Source organism: Candidatus Saccharibacteria bacterium oral taxon 488, assembly GCA_005697215.1.
Lineage (GTDB): Bacteria > Patescibacteriota > Saccharimonadia > Saccharimonadales > Saccharimonadaceae > Nanosynbacter.
Genome location: CP040003.1, coordinates 351,211 through 371,550, shown reverse-complemented (window position 1 = coordinate 371,550; position 20,340 = coordinate 351,211). Strand labels below are relative to the sequence as shown.

Below are 20,340 nucleotides of genomic sequence, written 5' to 3'. Positions count from 1 at the left end.
GGCGCCCACCGAAAATAGCTCGCCGACTGGGCTCAAACTGGTTGAGATGCATTACTTGCATTTCCTGGGTTGAGATATATCCAGTTCTGGTTTGAGCTCGTTCGGTGGGCTATTTTCATTGGAGATAATCAGGGATTGGAACTACTCGCCCGCTCATTCTGGGTGGTCCGTCTGTATCCGCTCGTCGGCCGCCTCTACCATATCAGCAAACTTCCGACCAGCGCGGCGGGCCAGCCACCACTGGGCCAGGGCGACGGGAACGACCACGGCGATGCCCGGCCAGAGCAGGGCAACATTTGGCATAGTAAAGTCAAAGAACTGCCTGAGCGGCTCGACACCAAAACTCACCAAGGTAACAAACAACACTCCCGCCATATACAGCATCCGCGCCAGGTGCGCCCGCTTATCGAGGACTACGCCGAGCATCGGCCCGACCAAAAATACCAGATAAATCCCAAAGAACGTCGCCGTCAGAACCGTCATCGTCGCCGCCTCGGCCGCTTGATGTGGGTGCAGCGTTACGCCCGACCAGTAGGTAAAGGCCACGGTGAGGCCCGTCAGCAGCGCGATCGGCGCCACCGCCTGCAGAGTGTCTCGCCAGAAATGCGCTGGATTAACCCGGTGGCGCGGACGCGGCGGAAACAGTGTCCACATGATCGTCGGCATGGTCACCAGGAAAATATTGAGGAACGTGATGTGCCGCGGCGCGTACGGATAATTCAACCCGACCAGCATGGTACTTAGTAGCAGCACCACGCCGTAAATAATCTTATGGAAGAACAGAGTAGCGATCACTTCAATCGCTTGCATGATCCGATTGCCCAGCTTCATGCCAATCGGCAGAGAGGTGAATGAATTATTCAATAAAATGATGTCCGCCACCCGCCGCGACGCCGGAGCGCCCGCGTACATCGCCACGCCGAGGTCGGATTTTTTCAGCGCCAGCGCGTCGTTGACGCCGTCGCCGACCATGCCGGTGAACTTGCCGGACTGCTTGAAATGAGCGATCAGCCGCTCCTTTTGCTCTGGCAGCACACGGGCAAAAATCGTGTGTTCATCAGCAGCCTTGTCGAAGGCTTTGTCGCTGAGACCCGCCAGCGCCGAGCCGAGGATAGCCTTGTCTGGATTATCAATGCCCGCCTGGCGCGCGATGTGCTGAACGGTGCGCGGATTGTCGCCAGAGATCACCCGGATGACTACGCCTTGCTCCTGGAGGAATTTGACCGTATCAATCACGCCGTCGCGCAGGGAATTACGTAAAATCACCGCGCCAATCGCCCGCCCAGAACCATCCGGCAGATCCTTCAACTTCGTCGTTTCGTCATCAAACTCCGCCAGCATCAGCACCCGTAGGCCGCTGTCTGCCCACTCGTCCAGCTGGCGCTGCAACATGGCGTCAACCGGCGCTAGCTTGGCCACAAACTCCGGTGCTCCCATCATCAATGTCCGCACCGTGCCGTCGACCTTGGCCCGGACGCCCGCCATCTTGCGCGCCGAAGAAAAGGCCATCACCTCGATGATGTCTGCGTGCTTGGGCGGCGTGATTTCCGCGAGGATCGCCTGCCCGGTGATATTGCCGCCACTTGTTTCGTGAGCGACGAGGGCAGCGAAAGAGGCAACAGCTGACTCAGAAAAATCCGGAACCCGAGCGACCAACGGGCGCGCGGCGTGTAGCTTTTCTGAGGCAGCTGTCGCCGAGTTTGTCGATACACCCGACTCATCAAACGCCACCACCCGCTCCAGCGTCACCTCGTCGCTGGTCAGCGTGCCAGTCTTGTCCACCGCTAGTAAATTGAGCAGCGCCATTGCCTCAATCGCCGCCAATTTCTGCGGCAATACCTTGGCCTGCGCCAGCCGCAGCGAGCCGAACGCCAGCAGCAGGGAACTAGCCAGCAGCAGCCCTTCCGGCACCACCGTCACCGCCGCCGAAGTAATCGTCTTGAGGATAATCACCACATTATCACCCGACAAATAGTACACGGTAAAAATCAGCGCCGCTAACACAATCGCGCCGTATGTCAAGAAGGTAATTGCCCGCCAAATCGCTCGCTGGAGCGGCGTCAGCTCCGGCTTGTAGCGTTTCAGAACTTGGCTGATGGCGCCGGCTTTTGTCTGGTCGCCGACCGCCGTGACCCGCGCCGTACCTTCGCCCGCCAGCACCGTGGTTGCCGCCAGCACCGTGTCACCAGCCGCTTTCTCGACCGCCGCTGACTCGCCAGTGAGCATGCTTTCATTCAGCTCCAAACCCTTCGACACCGTCACTGTCGCGTCCGCCGGCAGCTCATCACCAGCCCGTAGGATAATCTCATCGCCCACCACCAGCGAATCATATGGCACCTCCACCGCCTGACCATCACGCAGCACCCGCGCCCTGGGCGCACTCATCAGCTCCAGCCGGTGCAGCACCCGCTTGGCACGAATTTCCTGCACGATGCCGATCAGCGAATTGACCACAATCACCACCGAGATAAACCAAGCATCCCGGTACTCGCGCACATAAATCAGTGCCCCGGCCAGCAGGAAAATCGCTAGCACAATCGGCGATAGTAAATTTCTCTTGATAATATCCAGATAATCTCGCATTATATTGCCTCGCTCCTTTTGTAATGTAATCGCGCCCCGACACGATAGCCGCCGCGGGCGTCCGGGTCAAATTGGTATATCTCACCGCGCCTGACCTCTGATATGACGACCAGGGCTGGATTATACGGCACCAGCGTCCGATAATATATCAAGTCATCCGGCGAAGTCACATTCATCCCCGGAAAAACCGCCTGAAACTTCTCGGTCGCCACATCGTCAAAGTAATTCGGCTGGTGTTTTGGCGGTACGAATCGCTCTGGCCGCAGACCCATTCGCCGCACCAACCGCTTGACGTCGCCCAGCGTCATGATGGCCCGCGCTGTGATGTAAGCCAACAATTCACCCGTCCTATCAAGCACCACCGTCGCCTGCGCCGTACGGCTGACATCGCTCATCGGCAGCACAACCGACTGGATATCGACCGTCAGTCCAAACTGATCATCAATCAGCGCCGCGAGTGCCCGTTCATCGTGCATACCTACTATTTTACCATTGTTACCAGCGCCTGTGCCAGCGTGCTACAATTGACTCATGGATTTTGACACTCGCTACGCCACGCTGAACGCCAATCAGCGCCAGGCGGTCGATTATATTCACGGCTCGCTCCTAGTGATCGCCGGGCCGGGCACGGGCAAGACCGAGCTGCTGAGCATGCGCACCGCCCAGATTTTGCGCCAGACTGATACACTGCCGGATAGTATTTTGTGCCTCACCTTTACCGAGAGCGGCGCTGCCAACATGCGCCAACGCCTGCGCCAGATCATCGGTGAGGACGCCTATAAAATTGCCATTCACACTTTCCACAGCTTTGGCACGGAGATTATCAATCAGCACCGGCAGTATTTTTTTCACGGCGCCGATAGTCAGCCGGCGGACGAGCTGACGCAGCACCAAATCGTGACGGGGATCCTGGAGGGGCTTGATTGGCGTAATCCGCTGAGCGTTAAAAACAACGGCGAATTCGTCTACACCAACGAATTAATCCGAGTTATTTCCGAGTTCAAGCAGAGCGGCCTCACGCCGGCGGAACTAAGGCTAGTAATGGCCGATAACCAGCGCGTCATCGCCGACATTACCGCTGACATCCAGCAAGTGTTTGCTACCAAAATTTCTAAAAAAACCGTCGAATTATTTGCACCGCTGGCAGAGAAAATCGCTCATCACGTCGCCGCAACCACTGTAAAAACCTCCGAAAACCCTGCCGGTTCAGCGCCCCGCGACGCCGCGGCCGCCGCCAAAAGTTCCGCTCATTTGCCGCCATCCATCACCCCGTATGCCCAAGTTCTGGCGCTCAGCATCGCCCACGCGGCCCAAGAGGCCATCGACGCCAACTCCACCAAACCGCTGACCGCCTGGAAAAATAAATGGTGCGAAAAAAACGCCGCCGGCGAGTTTGTCCTCAAAGATTTCGCTGCCAGCGAGAAATTATCCGCCGCCATTGACGTCTACGAAGCATACGGCGACGTGCTGGCCGAGCGCTCGCTGTTTGATTACGATGACATGATTTTGTCCGTCATTCAAGCCTGCAAAGCCCACCCGGAACTGCGCGCCAACCTCCAGGAGCAATATCAATTCATCATGGTCGACGAATTTCAAGACACCAACCTAGCGCAGTTGCGGCTGCTGTTTGACCTGACTGGCGATGAGGACAATCCCAACATCATGGCGGTCGGCGACGACGACCAGGCGATTTTCAGTTTTCAGGGCGCGGATGTTGGCAATATCCAGCGCTTCCGCCAGCACTATCACGACCCGAAAATCATCGTGCTGACGGACAATTATCGCTCGGCGGCTGACATCCTGACGGCGGCGCGCGGAGTGATTACCCAGGGGGCGGATCGCCTGGAGAACACCATTGAAGGCCTGTCAAAGCAGTTGACCGCGCATGCGTCTGGTAGCGGCGCGCGGGTTGAAATCCAGGAATTTGCCTCGGTGAGCGAGGAGCGGGCAGGGGTGGCACAGCAAATTGCCGAGATGATCAAACGCGGCGAAGACCCAGCGCACATCACCGTCATCGCCCGCCATCACAAGGAGCTGATCGAGCTGCTGCCGTATCTGTACCGCCAAAACCTGACGGTTAATTACGAGCGGCACGACGATATTTTAGAGCAAAACATCATTCAGGCGCTGGACAAGCTGGCGCGGGTGGTCATGGCGATTCATCAAAACAACCTCGACGCCGCCAACAGCTTACTACCAGAGGTCATCGCCCATCCGGCGTTTGGCTTTTCAGCGCTGGATATCTGGCGATTAAGTCTCCACGCTTATAACCATCGGCAGCTGTGGCTGGAGAGCATGCTGGCGAATAACACTTTTCGACCGTTTGGCGAGTGGCTGCTGGAGCGGGCGAAGGACGTGCCAAATCTGCCGCTGGAGGAGCAGCTGGACAAGTTGTTGGGGCTAGAGATGGGTGCTGGAATTACTCCAATCGACTCCGTGCAGCGACCATCGCCCGAGCGTCCTCAGACGCCCGGCGCGAAAAGAGGAGTCGATAGAGATAGTTCCGGCACTCATTCTAGCAAGGAATTCTTGCAATCAGCCGGCGAAGAGCCTTTGCTGGGACTCTGTACAGCGACCATCGCCCGAGCGTCCTCAGACGCCCGGAGCGAAAAGAGGAGTCCTAGTAAAGGTTCTTCGCTTAATTCTCTCGCCGCCCACTACTTCTCACCTGACAACCTCGCTCAAAACCCCGATGCCTACCTGACCACGCTCGAGAGCCTGCGCACGCTGCGCCAAAAATTACGTGACCGCTCTACCGACGCGGCCCCGACGCTGGCGGACTTTTTAGAGTTCATCGACCTGTACCGCTCGACCAAAACCCGCCTGACGCATATCCGTCCCCAGGCCAGCGCCCTCTGCGGCGCCATCAACCTGATGACCGCCCACAAATCCAAGGGCCTGGAGTTCCCGCACGTCTTCGTCGTCGGGGCAATCGACAGCGCGTGGGGCGAGAAGGTCCGCTCGCGCTCGCGGCTGATTCGCTATCCCGCCAACCTCCAACTCCAACCCGCTGGCGCCAGCTACGACGAACGGCTGCGGCTATTCTTCGTGGCGATGACCCGCGCCAAAACCACCTTGACCATGACCTATTCTCAGACCAACGACGCCGGCAGCGACACCATGATCTCCAGCTTCCTGACCGACCACACGCCGACGATTATCCCCGCCGCCGACACGCCCGCGGCGCAAATTACCGTGGCGCACACCGACTGGAGCACGCGGCTGAGCACACCGATTACCGCGGAGCTCAAGGATGTACTAGCGCCAACCTTAGAAACCTACAAACTTTCCATCACGCATCTCAATAATTTCCTCGACGTCTCGCGTGGCGGCCCGCAGAACTTTTTGTTGAATAATCTGCTGCGCTTTCCGTCCGCCAAAAGCCCCGCCGCCAGCTATGGCACCGCCATTCACGCCAGTCTTCAGCAGCTGCACAATCTGCTGCGCGCCGACCACCGCCTACCGCCTACCGAGCGCATTCTCCACTATTTCCGCACGTCGCTCGAGGCCCAGCACCTGCCGCCCGACGATTTTGCGCTATATCTGGACAAAGGCACGGCGGCGCTGACGGCGTTTCTGGACGCCAAATCGTCCGATTTTCATGACACGGAGCTGGCGGAACTCGATTTCGCTCATCAAGGCATCGTCGTTGGCGGCGCGCGCCTGACTGGCAAGCTGGACGTCGCTGATATTGATAAGAATAATAAAACCATATTCGTGACCGATTACAAGACCGGCAAGCCGTCGCACTCCTGGAAGGGCATATCTGACTATGAAAAAATCAAGCTTCACAAATACCGCCAGCAGCTGATGTTTTATCAACTCTTGGTCACGTCATCACGCGATTATGGCAATTTCACCTTCACCGGCGCCCGCCTGCAGTTCGTCGAGCCGGACATAAAAACTGGCGATATCCTCAGTTTGGAAGACACATTCTCTGAGGAAGCATTGGCTGAATTTGCGCGGCTTGTCGGCATCGTCTGGCGGAAGATCACCACTCTGGAACTGCCGGATATTTCTGAGTATTCGGCGGATTATAAGGGGATGGTGCAGTTTGAGAATGATTTGTTGGCAGAGGCAGAGTAGGCAATTATGATAAAATGGTATTGACATTTCTTGATTTTATTGATATAAATAGAATCACTCTCGAGCAGAGTCTGTTGCATGTCGGATACGTGCAACCTTGTTTTGCTCAGCACGAGAGCAAAGCACGAAAAGACTCCGCCGACAACCCGCCCGCTGGAGAGTCCAGCGGGGAGCCGCATGTCTGCGGCAGAGGGGAGGTGGGAATTTATGGCCAGCGTACATGCCGCCTCGCGAGCGGTAGCTGCCATACCTCCGTCTCAAAGGACTGCCGATGACTGGAAGGTCATCAACCTCGGGGACAAGGAGACTCGTAACGCGGACTTCAAAGCCCGCGAGCATGAACGAGTATACGGCAGAAAGTAAGTAGTGCTTCTTGTCGATGACGGTCGGGTTACGTGCACCCCGAAACCCGCCGAACCACGCGTTCGGCAAAGGGCGTCCGTCCGCCCTCGGCCTGATTCGCCGACCGGTAGTCCGGAAAAGAATCAAGGGTGTGCTGGGTCAGGAGGCAAGGTTTTAAAAACCGCCGAGCCTCGCGGGTTCGACTCCCGCCACATCCACTGAGGGTAATGCGTCGCTCAATAGCGCGCGGCGTATGGCAGACTGACAGCCCCCACAGCCTGTCAGTTTGTTGCGAGAACAACGTTGTTTTCCACCTTCACTCTTCCCAGGAAAGTCCCGGGAAGGATCCCCCCGAAAGGGGGAGAAAGGAGGTATCTATAAGATAGGTAACCTCCGCCCCGCGACCAGTAACTCCGGGAGAACGAACAATTCACCTGGTCGCGGGGCCTTAAATCCTCAGGACTCGCGAGCTTCACTCGTGTAGCAGCCCTCCGGGCCGCTCCGAGCAGAACCGCTTGAGTCCACCACCCCCGCGTCAACGATGACGCGGGGATTTCACCTTTTGGCGGTGATTGTCGGGCAGGGGTAGCCACTTGTATATCCAAAAGACCCTCGCCACCATACCATCAGACTCCTAGCAAACATCGTGCTATTTGACAAACATCATGATGTTTTGGTAATATCACGACATGAACGCAGCGCAATTACTCCAAGAAATTCTGGTGCGGACAGGCCTCACCCAAGAACAACTGGCACGTCGCTTAGATGTGCCGGTGCGTACACTCAACGCCTGGGTACACCAACACATGTCGCCGCGCGCCAAAAACCTGGCGAATATTCAGCTATTACATCAAGAGATGATCGGGCAGGACACCATCGACGAGGCGAAGCGCCTCGCTACTGAACGTGCCGCCCAGGCCAGCCGCATGACGATCCGGACACTCCTGGCGAATCAAGAACTACTTGACATCCTGACGCTCCACTTGACCTACCACACGAACACGATCGAGGGTAGCACAATGACCCTAGCAGACGTCGCAGAGGTGCTGAACGATGATAATCGCGTTCTCGCCAACAAGACAGCGCGCGAACAGATAGAGGCCCGTAACCACCGTACTGCGCTCTATTTTCTGCTGGATGCCTTACACAAAGAGGGAGCACATTTTACGTGGAGCGAAGAGCTGATCTTGCAAACGCACGTCCGACTGATGAATACGCTGGTGTCTGACGCCGGACTCTACCGCCGGCACGGTGTGCGCATCATGGGTAGTCGCGTCACAACAGTAAACCATCTGCGCATCACTGAAGCAATGTCCGAGTGTATTGACGAAATGAACAAATCGCCCAAAACAGAGTCGATAGAATGGCTAGCCCGCACTCATGCGACATTTGAAAAAATCCATCCATTTAGCGATGGCAACGGTCGCACCGGGCGACTCTTGCTCTTTGTCCAGGCCCTGCAACTGGGGTTGGTGCCACCCCTCGTCGCCAAAGAGCGCAAGCGAGCGTACTATACCTATCTAGAGCGAGCGCAGGTTCGCGGCGAGCTGGAGGCACTACGTCTATTTATCGCGGAAAGTATATTGTTTAGCAAAGGACTGGTGACGTGAACATGACATGCTGGGACAATCTACCGCAGCCATTTTTCATCTTGGCGCCCATGGAAGCCGTCACTGACGTAGTGTTTCGCCATGTCGTGAAACAGGCGGGCGCGCCCGACGTGTTTTTCACCGAATTCGCCAATGCCACCGGTTGGGTGCACGCTGGTGACAAGGCCATCGCCGGGCGGCTGGTCAAAACCGATGATGAGCATCCACTAGTCGCCCAAATCTGGGGCGGCGAGCCGGGTGATATGGAGCAATTTGCCAGCCATTGCGCCAGGCTCGGTTTTGACGGCATCGACATCAATATGGGTTGTCCCGCCAAATCTGCTATCAAGTCAGGCGGGGCCGCACTGATCCGTCGTCCAGACATCGCCGTAGCTGCCATCCAAGCCGCCAAAACCGCCGGGCTGCCGGTCAGCGTCAAAACCCGCCTAGGTTACAGCCAGGTCGACGAGTGGCACGACTGGATTGCAACATTGTTACAACAAGACCTCGCCAACCTAACTATCCACTTGCGCACCAAAAAAGAAATGAGCAAAGTCCCAGCGCACTACGAGCTCATCGACGATATCATCGCCTTACGCAACGACATCGCCCCGCAAACGCTGCTAACCATCAACGGCGACATCCGCGACCGAGCCCATGGTCTAGAACTAGTCCGTCAACATCCCGGTGTCAACGGCATCATGATCGGGCGGGGAATTTTCAGCGATCCGTTTTGCTTTGCCTGTACCGGCGCTTGGACATCTCAGAAAATAATCCGGGACCCACGTAAAGTTGCCCAGATTTTTTCTGAGATGCCGCTCGCGCCAGATGTACCAGCACCGACGACACGCTCACGCCAAATCTCCGGTGGAGATTTAAGCGAAGAAAAGTACGCTTCAAATCAGAACGATACGCCGTTCACCAATGCTTTAGAACACAAATCTGAACTAATCGCCTTATTACATTACCATCTCGACCTCTTTGACCACTACCAACCAACCCTCGGCCACCCCTTTGAAACCCTGAAACGCTTCTTCAAAATCTACATCCGCGACTTCGACGGCGCCAAGGAGCTACGCGACCAATTAATGCACACCAAAAACACCGACGAAGTTCGCCAGATACTTGAAAAATATAATACTTATGATATAATAGAAACATGAGTGAAATGAGCAGAGTTCCACTATCATCTATTAATCCCGAGCAAACAACAAAAGGTTTAACACCCCGATTACAGCAGCTACCTACAGATCATCTGTTATTAGTCTCTGACAATAATGAGATCATAGCCTCTTCGGCGACAGCCGCCGCACTTACCTCAAGAGAAGATTATAAAGTAGGACGCGATGATAGCTTGCAGAAAGTACATTTTGCAGATCTATCTGCACTAGGAGAAAATGAAACTCTCAGTACCCAGCCCATAGCCATTAAACCTTTTGATGTTGAATGGCTAGCCACCCGTGATTATCGTACAGCAGTGCAACTTAATAAAGATGGACATATAACGTTCGAACCAATCGGCTTTTTACGAGAAGAATACGAACAGGGCAAGAATAAAATCTGCACCATAACAAAGTTTGAACAAGGCGTGACAAGCTGTGATAATATTCTATGGGGAAGCAACGAACACCAAAGACCTGCTGATTCTAGCATGTCTCTAGCACTTAGTATAGCAGCACAAAGCCTCATAATACTGCACGACAAAGGATTGCATCATGGTGATTTTCAAGTTAAGAACACAGCCTATGACATAACCCAGCAGCCGCGCATTATTGACCTAACTGATGTCAAAAAACAGAGCGACCCGTACAAATTTGGCGAGGATTTATCATTGTATCTAAGCTCGTTATCACGATATGGCAAGCAAATACCCTACCCAACAGAAGAGCAGGTTGAAAGTCTATTCTTGCGGCCATATCATGATCAAATTGACAATATATTTCCTCACAGCAAAAGACAGACAATGCGTGAAATCATCGCCTGCCTAGCCATCAACATCAGTGATGTCATGAACGATCGCTACTAATGCTGTCGTCGCTTGCGCCGATGCAAATCCGCTACCTTTAGCCGCACCATGTGCCGGTCGATGAGCTGTTTGGCTTTTTCGCGCTCGACTTGGTCGCCGGCTTCGTCGCGGGCCTTGATGGCGCGCTCCAGGGCCGCCTGCGTTTCCGCCTCGATGATGTCGTCGCCATGATCCGCTTCGTCCACCAGGATCTGCACCGATGAATAATCAATTTTCACCACGCCGCCGGAGATTGCGAAATACTCCAACTGATTGTCGGGGTCTTCTTGACGCCGGCGTACGGTGATCACGCCGTCCTTGGCCACCGTCACCAGCGGCTCGTGGCTCGGCAGCACCGAAATCTCGCCATCAATCGTCGGAATAGTCACCGAATAGACCGCTTCTTCCAGCTTGACACCACCGAGCGTTACCAGCTTTAGATTCATCAGACTAATCCTTCTTTGCCTCTGGTTGCTTTGCACGTTCGGCATCACGGGCGACTTGATCGCTCAAAGTACCTTGCACCATGTAGAACCAGCTTTCTGGCTTGTCATCGTATTTACCAGCCAAGATGTCAGCTGCGTCGCGGATGGTGTCCTCTAACTTGACGTACACGCCAGGGTTGCCAGTAAATTTCTCGGCCACGTGGAATGGCTGCGCCAAGAAACGCTGGATGCGGCGAGCCCGAGCAACGATTTGCTTCTGGTCGTCTGACAATTCTTCCATACCAAGGATGGCGATAATGTCCTGCAATTCTTTGTACTGCTGCAGCACTCGCTGAACTTCGCGTGCTACGCGGTAGTGCTCCTCGCCAACGATTTCTGAGTCGAGCGAACTAGAGCTGGAGTCCAACACATCAACAGCTGGGTAGATACCAATTTCCGTCAAAGCACGGTTCATCACGATGGTCGCATCCAGGTGGGCGAAGGTCGTCGCTGGCGCTGGGTCGGTCAAGTCGTCGGCTGGCACATACACCGCCTGAACAGAGGTAATCGAACCCTTTTTCGTCGAAGTAATGCGCTCCTGCAGAGCACCCATTTCTTGCTGCAAGTTTGGCTGGTAACCCACCGCACTTGGCAAGCGACCCAGCAACGCCGACACCTCAGCACCAGCCTGGGTGTAGCGGTAAATATTATCGATAAACAGCAGCACGTCTTTGCCTTCGTCACGAAAGGCTTCGGCCATCGCCAGACCCGACAATGCCACGCGCAAACGTGCTCCAGGTGGCTCGTTCATCTGACCAAACACCAGCGAGGTCTTGTCCAGCACGCCGGCTTCTTCCATCTCATAGTACAGGTCATTTCCTTCACGAGTACGCTCACCAACACCGGCAAACACCGAGTTACCAGAGTGGAACTTGGCAATGTTGTTGATCAGCTCGGTGATCAGGACGGTTTTACCAACACCAGCGCCGGCGAACAGACCAGCTTTACCACCTTTGGCTAGCGGCGCGATGAGGTCAACAACCTTAATTCCAGTTTCCAAAATCTCTGTCTTGTTCGATTGCTCACTCAGATCTGGAGCGGGGCGGTGAATCGGCGCGGTTTTACCCTTTGGTTGGGGTTTCTCGTCAATCGCTTCACCAACCACGTTGAACATGCGCCCCTGAGTCTCGGCGCCCACCGGCACAGAAATCGGCGCACCAGTCGCCACCACTTCCGCACCGCGAGCCAAGCCGTCGGTCGACGACAGAGCAATCGTCCGCACGGTGTGCTCGTCGAGGTGCTGCGCTACTTCCAACACCAGCGTCTCTTTATCATTCTTGACATGCAACGCGTCATAAATTGCCGGCAATTTAACATCGCGTGGAAACTCCACATCGACCACCACGCCAACGATTTGAATAATTTTTCCTAGTGTTTTACTCATCAATTTTTCCTCCACACTTCCTTTGTATTAATCTCACTTTTCATATTGCGTCTACGCCTCCTGATAATCCATAATTATATCCAAAGAATAACTCTTATCCGACAGCGCTCGACGAGCTGGTTCTATCATATCATCAGGAAAACGCAAGTTTAGCTTCTCTAAAGCCTCTAACGTCACGAGGTCAACCTGCTGGATTCCTTCTTCGCGCGGGGCAGGATAATCATCGGCAATGTGTCCCAGAAAAAACACAACCAGCGAGCTGCCAGAATCAGTATTTTTCAACAGCACCGACAGAACACCGTCAATTGCAACTGTGTAGCCAGACTCTTCCTTCGCTTCGCGTACCGCCGCCTCCACCAAGCCTTCGCCCGGCTCGACATGTCCCGCCGGAAAATTCCACGTGCCTAATTGCCCGTAGTTATCTTTGCCCTCCTGAACAACCAATAGCTTGCCGTCTTTTACGACAACAGTACTGACGAATAGGGTTGTGTTATTCATCATTGTTCCATCGCCTCCACGCCACCGGAAATTTCTGCCAACTCCTGAGTGATCGCACCTTGGCGAGCTTTGTTCATCGCCAAGGTCAGATCATCCACCAGGTCAGAAGCATTATCCGTCGCATTCTTCATAGCCATCATCCGCATAGAGTGCTCACTGGCGCGAGCGTCCAGCAACGCTTGCAATAATCGCGCGCCCGTCAAACGATTCGCCACGGCGTCCAGCACCTCTGGAATGCTCGGCTCGTACTTGGCATCAGAAACCGTGTTCGAGACTTCACTTGGGTCGATCAAGGCTTTAGTACCCGCCGGCAGCAAGCGCGACAGCTCCGCCGTCTGCACCATACTATTGACAAACCGCGTGTACACCAGCGTCACCGCGTCAACCTCGCCATTCTCAAACATGCTAATGGCGGTATTCAAAATCGTGTGAAAGGTGAGTCCAGACGGCTGATCTGGCAGGTCCTCGTACGTACCGATAATCTTCGTATCCTTCAGGCGCGAGGCAAATTGCGAAGCCCGACGGCCGATAGTCAAGGTCAAGTTCTCGATGCCGCGCTCATCATCACGCTTCAGCAGCTCCAGATATTTCTTCAAAACATTGGTGTTATATGCGCCAGCCAGACCCTTGTCGCTGGCAATGACGATGATTAGACGCTTGGTAATTTTGCGGCGTTTGAACAGCGGATGATTATCCGTCGCACCTTGACTCGCCAAGTAGCTCAGCAGCTCCTCGGCTGCCATAGTGTAGGGAGCCGAGGCCTTGTCCGCTTCTTGCGAACGACGCATCTTGCTGGCGGCCACCAACTGCATCGCCTTGGTGATTTGCTTGGTCGAGTCCACCGAGCGAATACGATTTTTCAGCGCACGAGTACTCGGCATGAATTACTCCTCAAACCCTTTCGCTGCCACTTGGGTTGCCTCGTCAATGACCCGGAGTTGCTCGTCGGTTGGCTTGGCGCCCTTGTTGAGTTCGCGCATGGCGTCCTTGGCATTGTTCCAGAGGTACGTTAGCAGACCAGCCTGCGCTTCCTTAATTTTAGCGACCGGCACACTATCAAACGCGCCGCTAGTCACCGCATGAATACTGACAAATTGCTCCCAGACACTCATCGGCTGATACTGCGGCTGCTTGAGCAGTTCAGTCAGGCGTTGACCGCGGTCAATTTGCGCCTTGGTCGCGTCATCCAGGTCCGAGCCAAACTGCGCAAACGACGCCAACTCACGGAACTGTGAAAGACCGAGCTTCAAGTTACCACCGACCGACTTAACCGCCTTCGTCTGAGCAGCACCACCAACACGGGAAACTGATAGACCGGCAGAGATAGCTGGGCGAATACCTTGATAGAACAAATCGGTTTCCAGGAAAATCTGACCGTCGGTGATGGAAATCACGTTGGTTGGAATGTACGCCGAGATGTCGCCAGCCTGCGTCTCGATGATCGGCAGGGCAGTTAGTGAGCCAGCACCCAATTCGTCCGACAACTTGGCTGAGCGCTCCAACAGGCGAGAGTGCAGGTAGAAGACATCACCAGGATAGGCCTCGCGTCCCGGTGGACGACGGAGCAAGAGCGACATCTGGCGGTAGGCCACGGCGTGCTTGGTCAAATCGTCATAAATCATCAGCGCATGGCCGCCGTTGTCACGGAAATATTCACCCATGGCCGTACCAGCATATGGCGCCAAGTATAGCAGGGAAGCTGCATCCGACGGACTGGTCGCCACCACGATGGTTTGCTCCATCACGCCTTCTTCTTTCAGGCGGTCAACCAACCGCGCAATCTTTGATAATTTCTGTCCAATCGCCACGTAGACGTTGACCACGCCAGTTTTTTGCCGTGCCTGGTTGATCATGGTGTCGATAGCAATGGCCGTCTTTCCCGTCTGGCGGTCACCGATGATCAGCTCGCGCTGCCCGCGACCGATTGGGAACATGGCGTCAATTGACATGATACCGGTCATCAGCGGCTCGTGCACCGACTTACGACCCATCACGCCGATGGCTGGGCGCTCAATCAGCCCGCGCTGCTTCGTCTTGATAGCTGGTCCGCCATCTAGCGGCCGACCTAGCGGGTCAACCACCCGGCCGAGCAGCTCCTCGCCAACTGGTACGTCCAACACCGCACCCTTGCGGCGGACACTGGCGCCAGCCTTGACTTTTTCTTCGCCGCCGAGGATCACCGCACCGATTTCATCTTCCATCAAGTTCAGGGCAAACGCTTCCACCACGCCACCATCAGTCTCAATCTCTAGTACTTCGCTATAGCCAGCTTTACTGAGGCCGTGCACCCAGGCCACGCCGTCACCAACGCGGATAACTACACCAGCGTCCTCTAGTCCTTCCGTCGCCTCCAGCTGCGCGATTTTTTCCCGCAGGCTTTTGGCTAGTTCTGTCACATCAATCTTGCTCATTTTTCCTCCTAGATTTTCTTCGCCCGCAAGTCGTTTAATTTCTTGGCAATTGTCGCGTCCAGCGTTGCGGTTGGCGTCCGCAGTTTAAAGCCGCCGATGAGCGCCTGGTCAATTGATTCACGCAGCAACACGTTAATATCTTGGTTGCTGGCGTTTGTTTTAGACGACAATAGATTTTTAATCTTATCCTTTGTTACCGTGTCCAACGGTGTCGCGCTCTCCACCGTCGCCACAACCGTCCCACGCTCAGCCAATTTCGCCTCAATATCCTGCACCAACAGATCAACCTCTCGCTCGCGCCGCTCGGCTATGATCAGCGCCGCTAATTCATCAATCACTGCTGCGTCACCCGCCAGCAGCCGCTCGGCCGCATGCTGCGCCAACTTTCGCCGAAGCGTCCGCGCCATGACTAGGCGACTTCCTTGACCGCAGTTGCGATCAGCTTGGCGTCCGCCTTAGCATCAACCTTTTCGTGCAAAACCTTGCCAGTCGCCTCGGCTACCAATTCCAGCGTTTCATTGTGCAACGCTTTCTTAGCCTGCTCAACTTCCTTAGCAATTTCTGCCTGCGCCGCGCTAACGATGGTCTCAGACTTGGCAGTCGCCTTAGCGGCGGCCTGCTCGACGACCGAGGCCGCCTCCTCGCGCGCTGCCGCCACGATATCACTGGCCTCCGCCCGAGCTTTTCGCATCAACTCGTTGGTCATTTTTTCAGCCTTATCAGCGTTATCACGCGCCGACTGCGCTGCCTTTTCGGCTGTGCGCATGTCTTTTTCGCGCTTGTCGAGCATCGCTGCCAGCGGTGGATATACCCACTTGCGCAGAATCACCAGCAAGATCAAGAACGCCACCGTCTGCAAGATCAGCAGCTTCCAGTCAATGCCCAGCGAACTGAACAGGTCAGCCTTTTCGGCCGCGTGTGCTTCGGCACTTGCAAATTGTGTCAATATAGTCTCCACAATTTACCTCTCAAATTACATAACTTTGCCGACGATAGCCGCCACGAAACCGATGATCGCCAGGGCGTCAATGAACGAAATACCGAGGATCATCATGGTGCGTAAATCGTTAATTTTCTCTGGGTTGCGGCCAGCCGCGTTCATCGCTGCCGCGCCGACGATACCAGCGCCGATCGCTGCCAGCGCAGCTGGGATGGCGTAGGTGAGTGCAAATGCTAATTCTTTCATATAATTTCTCCTTTATTTAATACTTTACTTTTCTAATCATTCGCCGCCGCGAGTTTCGTCGTATCAGCAGGTGAATGAGCATGATCAGTCGGCTCGTGCGTGTCGTGGTGAGCCAGCCCCAGTGAAATAAATACCGTTGACAGCATAAAGAAAATGTACGCCTGAATACCACCGATGAACAGCTCAAACAGATAAAATGGCTGGAGCGCCGCCGGGGAAATAAACTGCGTCAAAAAGGCGATCATAATCAGCAGCACCTCGCCCGCCAGCACATTACCAAACAGACGGAAGCTCAGCCCCAGCAGGCGCGAGAACTCCGCCACCAGCTCCAGAATGCCGACAAACGCCATGATCGGATCGCGCAGTGGATTAACAAAGTAGCGACCCATATTACCCCTAAAGCCAAGGTATTTGAAGGCGTACACTTGTGCGGCGATAATGGTCACGATAGCCAGGCCAAACGTCATATTCAGATCAGCCACGCCACCACGAAACAGCGGCGTACCATGACTACCCACGGTGATCGGCCCGACAATCGGTAGCAGTCCCAGCCAATACTGCGCCACCACGAAAAAGAATATAGTGATGCACAGCGGCGCCACTCGACGCGCCCATGTCTGGTCTGGGATGACTTGGCGAACCGTGTTATACAGCCCATCAAATGTCCAGTGAATCAACTTCGTTGCGAAAGTATGCTTTTTCTTGCCCAGCGCTGCCGCCCGCGTCCGAAACATCAGCCACACCAAAACGATCAGCCCCAGCGCACCGAGCATGTGCGAGTTGGTGATCGACACACCTAAAACATTCGCTACTTCATCAGCCTTGACTGAAATGTGCGGACCGGCACTGGCAAATAGTTGCATCATATCTTTTTACGCTCCTTTTTTCGTTTCACACGCCCCAGCTGCTTATTCACCAGTAGATACGCGCCCACAAAGCCAAGTACCACGCCAGCAAACATCAGCCACGGCTTCAAGCCAAACACACTATCCAGCCACACACCCAGCAGCGTACAGCCGATGCTCGGCACAAACATCCGCCACGTTGTGTCGCCGATCGTCCCGAGAATAACCCGAGCCGCCGCCACTTCCGTCGCTGTCGTCACGCCATTCTCAATATCTGGTCTCTCAGCCATTACTCTGTCACTATAGCAACATGCTATACTCTTGACAAGATGCCACGGCGAAATTACCCGAAAAATCAACCAAAATCAGCCCGAACGTTCGTCAAGCCGATACTGCCGATCACCGATCATGACACGTGCCGGCGCAAGCGTCGCTTCGCCACCGAGCAGATCGCCAGGCGAGCGGCTGATACGCAGGAGCTGATGTCACCAAAGCTGGAACTAGACGTGTATTATTGCCGGGGGTGTGACGGCTGGCACTTAACGAGTCGGGTGTCCCGAGACTAGATAGCATTGCCGAGGCACCGATGCTTATGCTACAATAGAGAAAAGCCATAAGGAGGGAAGTTATGAGCGAAGATAACACGGCCAATCACCAAGACGCTAAAGTCACCGTCTACAGCACCAGCTGGTGCGCATTCTGCCACACCGAGATGGAGTGGCTAAAAAAACTCGGCATCGATTTTGTCGCCAAGGACATCGAGGCTGATCCAAGCGCCAAGGAAGAATTGCTCAGTAAAAACGGCGGCAATTTCCAGGGCGTACCAGTGACTGATGTTTGCGGCGAGGTCATCCTGGGATTCGACCGGCCGAAGCTTCAGGATGCGCTGAAGAAGAATGGTTTGATGAGCGAGTAAATATCACTGATTGACGCCAAAAAACCTGCTGCCTAGGAACTTACTGGCAGCAGGTTTTTCATTAGCACACTCCTTATACTGCACCGATTTGTACCACCTCACCACCGATTTCTTGGCGGAAATAGTTGTCGTGACTGACATAGAGGATGGCGCCAGAATATTTCGCCAGCGCCGTCTCCAACTCCTCAATGCTTGGTAAATCAAGATGGTTGGTTGGCTCGTCCAAAATCAGCAGCTGCGGGTCATTCGCCAGCATGGTAATGATCTGAAAGCGCGCTTTCTGGCCACCCGACAGGCGCGCTAATGGCGTCATCCGATCTGCTTCGGTAAACAGATAATCGGCTAGCAATTGGCGAATTTTGGTATCAGAAATCGGCAGGTCGCGGCTAAGGTATAATTTCTCAATCGCCACTTCCAGCGGATCCGCCAAATACCGCTCATCAATTTCTTGCTCATACACACCCACCCGCACCTGCGGGTCGAGGAAGAGGTTGCCGGAGTAGAGGATAGGGGCAGCAGCCGCGACACCTCCTCCGCCAGAGACTGTGAAACGTTCGCGAGGAGCGGACGTTTCAGCCGAACGCTCGCGAGAAATCTCCAGTGGAGATTTGAGCGAAGAGTGTACTCTGGCGGCGGACGGTGGAGCGGCTGCTGCGGTTCGTTTTCCAGCCGTCTCCTCCAAGTCGAATGCATCCGGCAACGCCGTCTGCAGAACTATCGACTTGTCGGAGAGACTAGAATCCGAACCTCCTCGCTGCCCCAACAACATCCGAATCAGCGTCGTCTTACCAGCGCCATTACGGCCGCGCAGCTCCACCGCTTCACCCTCACGCAGATCAATATTCACGCCCTCAAACAATAGCCGCTCGCCAACCCCAACTGCCGCATCCTCAACTCGCACCAGCACATGCTGACTGCGACTGGCCGCATCCTTCATCGAGAGCCGAATATTGCGCGCCTTGAACTTGCCGTAGCGCTCAGCCGATTTATAATCAAGCTGCTCAGCCGAATCCTTATCAATCCAAAACGTCGGCTTGTCCATCTCTGATAATTCCGCCAGCTCGGCCCGCGCCTCATTCTCCAGCCGCTTGAACTTTTGGATGGTGCCGGGGTTGCGCGACTTTTCCTTTAGCCGCTGATAATCCAGCACCTTTTGCCGAAGGTTAGTCATCCGCTTCTCGACCTGCTCAAAATTATTCATGCCCGCCGCCGTCGCCTGAGCGTTCTGTTTGAGATAGGCATCATAATTACCGCGGTAGCTGACCGCTTGGCCGTCTTTAAGCTCAATAATCCGATCCACTCGACCCAGCACATCGCGGTCGTGCGTGATGATCAGCATGGCCTGGCGCGGCTGCGAGCTCATCCAGTCGATGAACTGCTGCTTGGCCACATAATCCATATGATTAGTCGGCTCGTCAATCAGCGCCAAATGCGCCTCCGCATGCATAATCTTCACAATCTCCACCAGCCGCTTCTGACCGCCCGACAGGGAACCAAGCGGCCGCTCGCTGCATCCGCTCAGCTGAAAATTATCAAGCTCCCGCTCAATCTTCTCCTCAATCTGGTAAAACCCTTTCTGGTCAAATCGCTCCAGCGCCTGGGTGTACTCCTCGATTTTGCGCATATTATCGCCCATGGTCTCGGGATACTCGTCAATGATTTTCTTTAAGGCCGCATATTCTGGCAGCCCCGCCAAGATGTAGCTCAGCACCGTCTGATCGCCCAAACCATGATGCTCCTGCGCCGTACTAGCCACGGTGATGCCGCGGCGAAAAATCACCTCGCCAGTATAATCAGTGTCCGTACCCGCCAAGATGCCAAACAACGTCGACTTACCGACGCCATTGCGGCCGACCACGCCGACCTTCTCGCCGTCATCCACACTGAACTTGACGTCGCGCATCAACGTCTTGTCGCCAAAACTCTTCTCGGTGATGTGAATGTCGGCTATCATGCTTGGGATATTGTAGCATATCGCGATGTGAATCATTGACTTTTCTGTAATTACAT

19 protein-coding genes are annotated in these 20,340 nt (G+C 54.9%); 6 read left to right on the top strand and 13 right to left on the bottom strand.

Annotated elements, in window-relative coordinates; translation table 11 throughout:
* Positions 1–153: 153 nt before the first annotated feature.
* Together FBF24_01875 and FBF24_01870 are read right to left on the bottom strand one after the other, a co-directional pair.
* Positions 154–2,583, bottom strand: a complete 2,430-nt coding sequence (locus FBF24_01875) for an HAD family hydrolase (protein QCT40636.1) — start codon at positions 2,581–2,583, stop codon at positions 154–156.
* Positions 2,583–3,059 (bottom strand): hypothetical protein, encoded by a 477-nt coding sequence (locus FBF24_01870; protein QCT40635.1) that lies wholly within the window; start codon positions 3,057–3,059, stop codon positions 2,583–2,585. Before FBF24_01870 ends, FBF24_01875 begins: the two co-directional genes overlap by 1 nt.
* A 55-nt stretch (positions 3,060–3,114) precedes the next feature.
* Between FBF24_01870 and FBF24_01865 the strand changes: the two genes are divergently transcribed.
* The 4 genes from FBF24_01865 (at position 3,115) to FBF24_01850 (ending at position 10,626) form a co-directional block, all read left to right on the top strand.
* Positions 3,115–6,669, top strand: coding sequence for an ATP-dependent helicase (locus FBF24_01865; protein ID QCT40634.1), 3,555 nt, complete (start codon positions 3,115–3,117; stop codon positions 6,667–6,669).
* A gap of 1,031 nt (positions 6,670–7,700) precedes the next feature.
* Positions 7,701–8,621, top strand: a complete 921-nt coding sequence (locus FBF24_01860) for a hypothetical protein (GenBank protein ID QCT40633.1) — start codon at positions 7,701–7,703, stop codon at positions 8,619–8,621.
* Positions 8,622–8,623: 2 nt separating this feature from the next.
* Positions 8,624–9,763, top strand: coding sequence for a tRNA-dihydrouridine synthase family protein (locus FBF24_01855; GenBank protein ID QCT41167.1), 1,140 nt, complete (start codon positions 8,624–8,626; stop codon positions 9,761–9,763).
* Complete coding sequence (locus FBF24_01850) at positions 9,760–10,626, top strand: hypothetical protein (protein QCT40632.1); 867 nt, start codon at positions 9,760–9,762, stop codon at positions 10,624–10,626. Before FBF24_01855 ends, FBF24_01850 begins: the two co-directional genes overlap by 4 nt.
* On the opposite strand, the gene atpC is transcribed toward FBF24_01850, so the two are convergent.
* From atpC to FBF24_01800, 10 genes are all read right to left on the bottom strand, one after another.
* Positions 10,623–11,051: an ATP synthase F1 subunit epsilon gene (gene atpC, locus FBF24_01845; GenBank protein ID QCT40631.1), complete on the bottom strand. Its 429-nt coding sequence runs from the start codon at positions 11,049–11,051 to the stop codon at positions 10,623–10,625. The genes FBF24_01850 and atpC overlap by 4 nt on opposite strands.
* A gap of 4 nt (positions 11,052–11,055) precedes the next feature.
* A complete protein-coding gene (gene atpD, locus FBF24_01840) occupies positions 11,056–12,474 on the bottom strand; it encodes a F0F1 ATP synthase subunit beta (protein ID QCT40630.1) in 1,419 nt (472 codons plus the stop codon).
* Between the two features lie 51 nt (positions 12,475–12,525).
* Positions 12,526–12,975 carry an NUDIX domain-containing protein gene (locus tag FBF24_01835; protein QCT40629.1) on the bottom strand — a complete coding sequence of 150 codons (450 nt, stop codon included), beginning with the start codon at positions 12,973–12,975 and terminating at the stop codon, positions 12,526–12,528.
* On the bottom strand, positions 12,972–13,853 hold the full coding sequence (gene atpG / locus FBF24_01830) for an ATP synthase F1 subunit gamma (protein ID QCT40628.1): 882 nt from the start codon (positions 13,851–13,853) through the stop codon (positions 12,972–12,974). Before atpG ends, FBF24_01835 begins: the two co-directional genes overlap by 4 nt.
* A 3-nt stretch (positions 13,854–13,856) precedes the next feature.
* Entirely contained in the window at positions 13,857–15,383 is a 1,527-nt protein-coding gene (locus tag FBF24_01825) for a F0F1 ATP synthase subunit alpha (GenBank protein QCT40627.1), read from the bottom strand.
* A gap of 8 nt (positions 15,384–15,391) precedes the next feature.
* Positions 15,392–15,790, bottom strand: coding sequence for a F0F1 ATP synthase subunit delta (locus FBF24_01820; GenBank protein QCT40626.1), 399 nt, complete (start codon positions 15,788–15,790; stop codon positions 15,392–15,394).
* A gap of 2 nt (positions 15,791–15,792) precedes the next feature.
* On the bottom strand, positions 15,793–16,344 hold the full coding sequence (gene atpF / locus FBF24_01815) for a F0F1 ATP synthase subunit B (protein ID QCT40625.1): 552 nt from the start codon (positions 16,342–16,344) through the stop codon (positions 15,793–15,795).
* 12 nt (positions 16,345–16,356) lie between these two features.
* Positions 16,357–16,569 (bottom strand): ATP synthase F0 subunit C, encoded by a 213-nt coding sequence (locus FBF24_01810; GenBank protein QCT40624.1) that lies wholly within the window; start codon positions 16,567–16,569, stop codon positions 16,357–16,359.
* A 32-nt stretch (positions 16,570–16,601) separates the two neighbouring features.
* On the bottom strand, positions 16,602–17,342 hold the full coding sequence (locus FBF24_01805) for a F0F1 ATP synthase subunit A (GenBank protein ID QCT41166.1): 741 nt from the start codon (positions 17,340–17,342) through the stop codon (positions 16,602–16,604).
* A gap of 89 nt (positions 17,343–17,431) precedes the next feature.
* Complete coding sequence (locus FBF24_01800; protein ID QCT40623.1) at positions 17,432–17,704, bottom strand: AtpZ/AtpI family protein; 273 nt, start codon at positions 17,702–17,704, stop codon at positions 17,432–17,434.
* A gap of 39 nt (positions 17,705–17,743) precedes the next feature.
* Between FBF24_01800 and FBF24_01795 the strand changes: the two genes are divergently transcribed.
* Together FBF24_01795 and FBF24_01790 are read left to right on the top strand one after the other, a co-directional pair.
* A complete protein-coding gene (locus FBF24_01795; GenBank protein ID QCT40622.1) occupies positions 17,744–17,980 on the top strand; it encodes a hypothetical protein in 237 nt (78 codons plus the stop codon).
* 62 nt (positions 17,981–18,042) lie between these two features.
* Complete coding sequence (locus FBF24_01790) at positions 18,043–18,330, top strand: NrdH-redoxin (protein ID QCT40621.1); 288 nt, start codon at positions 18,043–18,045, stop codon at positions 18,328–18,330.
* A 73-nt stretch (positions 18,331–18,403) separates the two neighbouring features.
* On the opposite strand, the gene FBF24_01785 is transcribed toward FBF24_01790, so the two are convergent.
* A complete protein-coding gene (locus tag FBF24_01785; protein QCT40620.1) occupies positions 18,404–20,320 on the bottom strand; it encodes an ABC-F family ATP-binding cassette domain-containing protein in 1,917 nt (638 codons plus the stop codon).
* Positions 20,321–20,340 lie beyond the last annotated feature (20 nt).

Coding starts and splice junctions, on each gene's coding strand:
- FBF24_01785 (QCT40620.1), bottom strand. CDS start 20,320: ATGATTCACATCGCGATATGCTACAATATCCCAAGCATGATAGCCGAC.
- FBF24_01875 (QCT40636.1), bottom strand. CDS start 2,583: ATGCGAGATTATCTGGATATTATCAAGAGAAATTTACTATCGCCGATT.
- FBF24_01865 (QCT40634.1), top strand. CDS start 3,115: ATGGATTTTGACACTCGCTACGCCACGCTGAACGCCAATCAGCGCCAG.
- atpG (QCT40628.1), bottom strand. CDS start 13,853: ATGCCGAGTACTCGTGCGCTGAAAAATCGTATTCGCTCGGTGGACTCG.
- FBF24_01820 (QCT40626.1), bottom strand. CDS start 15,790: ATGGCGCGGACGCTTCGGCGAAAGTTGGCGCAGCATGCGGCCGAGCGG.
- FBF24_01870 (QCT40635.1), bottom strand. CDS start 3,059: ATGCACGATGAACGGGCACTCGCGGCGCTGATTGATGATCAGTTTGGA.
- atpC (QCT40631.1), bottom strand. CDS start 11,051: ATGAATCTAAAGCTGGTAACGCTCGGTGGTGTCAAGCTGGAAGAAGCG.
- FBF24_01855 (QCT41167.1), top strand. CDS start 8,624: ATGACATGCTGGGACAATCTACCGCAGCCATTTTTCATCTTGGCGCCC.
- FBF24_01800 (QCT40623.1), bottom strand. CDS start 17,704: ATGGCTGAGAGACCAGATATTGAGAATGGCGTGACGACAGCGACGGAA.
- FBF24_01860 (QCT40633.1), top strand. CDS start 7,701: ATGAACGCAGCGCAATTACTCCAAGAAATTCTGGTGCGGACAGGCCTC.
- FBF24_01790 (QCT40621.1), top strand. CDS start 18,043: ATGAGCGAAGATAACACGGCCAATCACCAAGACGCTAAAGTCACCGTC.
- FBF24_01850 (QCT40632.1), top strand. CDS start 9,760: ATGAGTGAAATGAGCAGAGTTCCACTATCATCTATTAATCCCGAGCAA.
- atpD (QCT40630.1), bottom strand. CDS start 12,474: ATGAGTAAAACACTAGGAAAAATTATTCAAATCGTTGGCGTGGTGGTC.
- FBF24_01805 (QCT41166.1), bottom strand. CDS start 17,342: ATGCTCGGTGCGCTGGGGCTGATCGTTTTGGTGTGGCTGATGTTTCGG.
- FBF24_01795 (QCT40622.1), top strand. CDS start 17,744: ATGCCACGGCGAAATTACCCGAAAAATCAACCAAAATCAGCCCGAACG.
- FBF24_01825 (QCT40627.1), bottom strand. CDS start 15,383: ATGAGCAAGATTGATGTGACAGAACTAGCCAAAAGCCTGCGGGAAAAA.
- FBF24_01810 (QCT40624.1), bottom strand. CDS start 16,569: ATGAAAGAATTAGCATTTGCACTCACCTACGCCATCCCAGCTGCGCTG.
- FBF24_01835 (QCT40629.1), bottom strand. CDS start 12,975: ATGATGAATAACACAACCCTATTCGTCAGTACTGTTGTCGTAAAAGAC.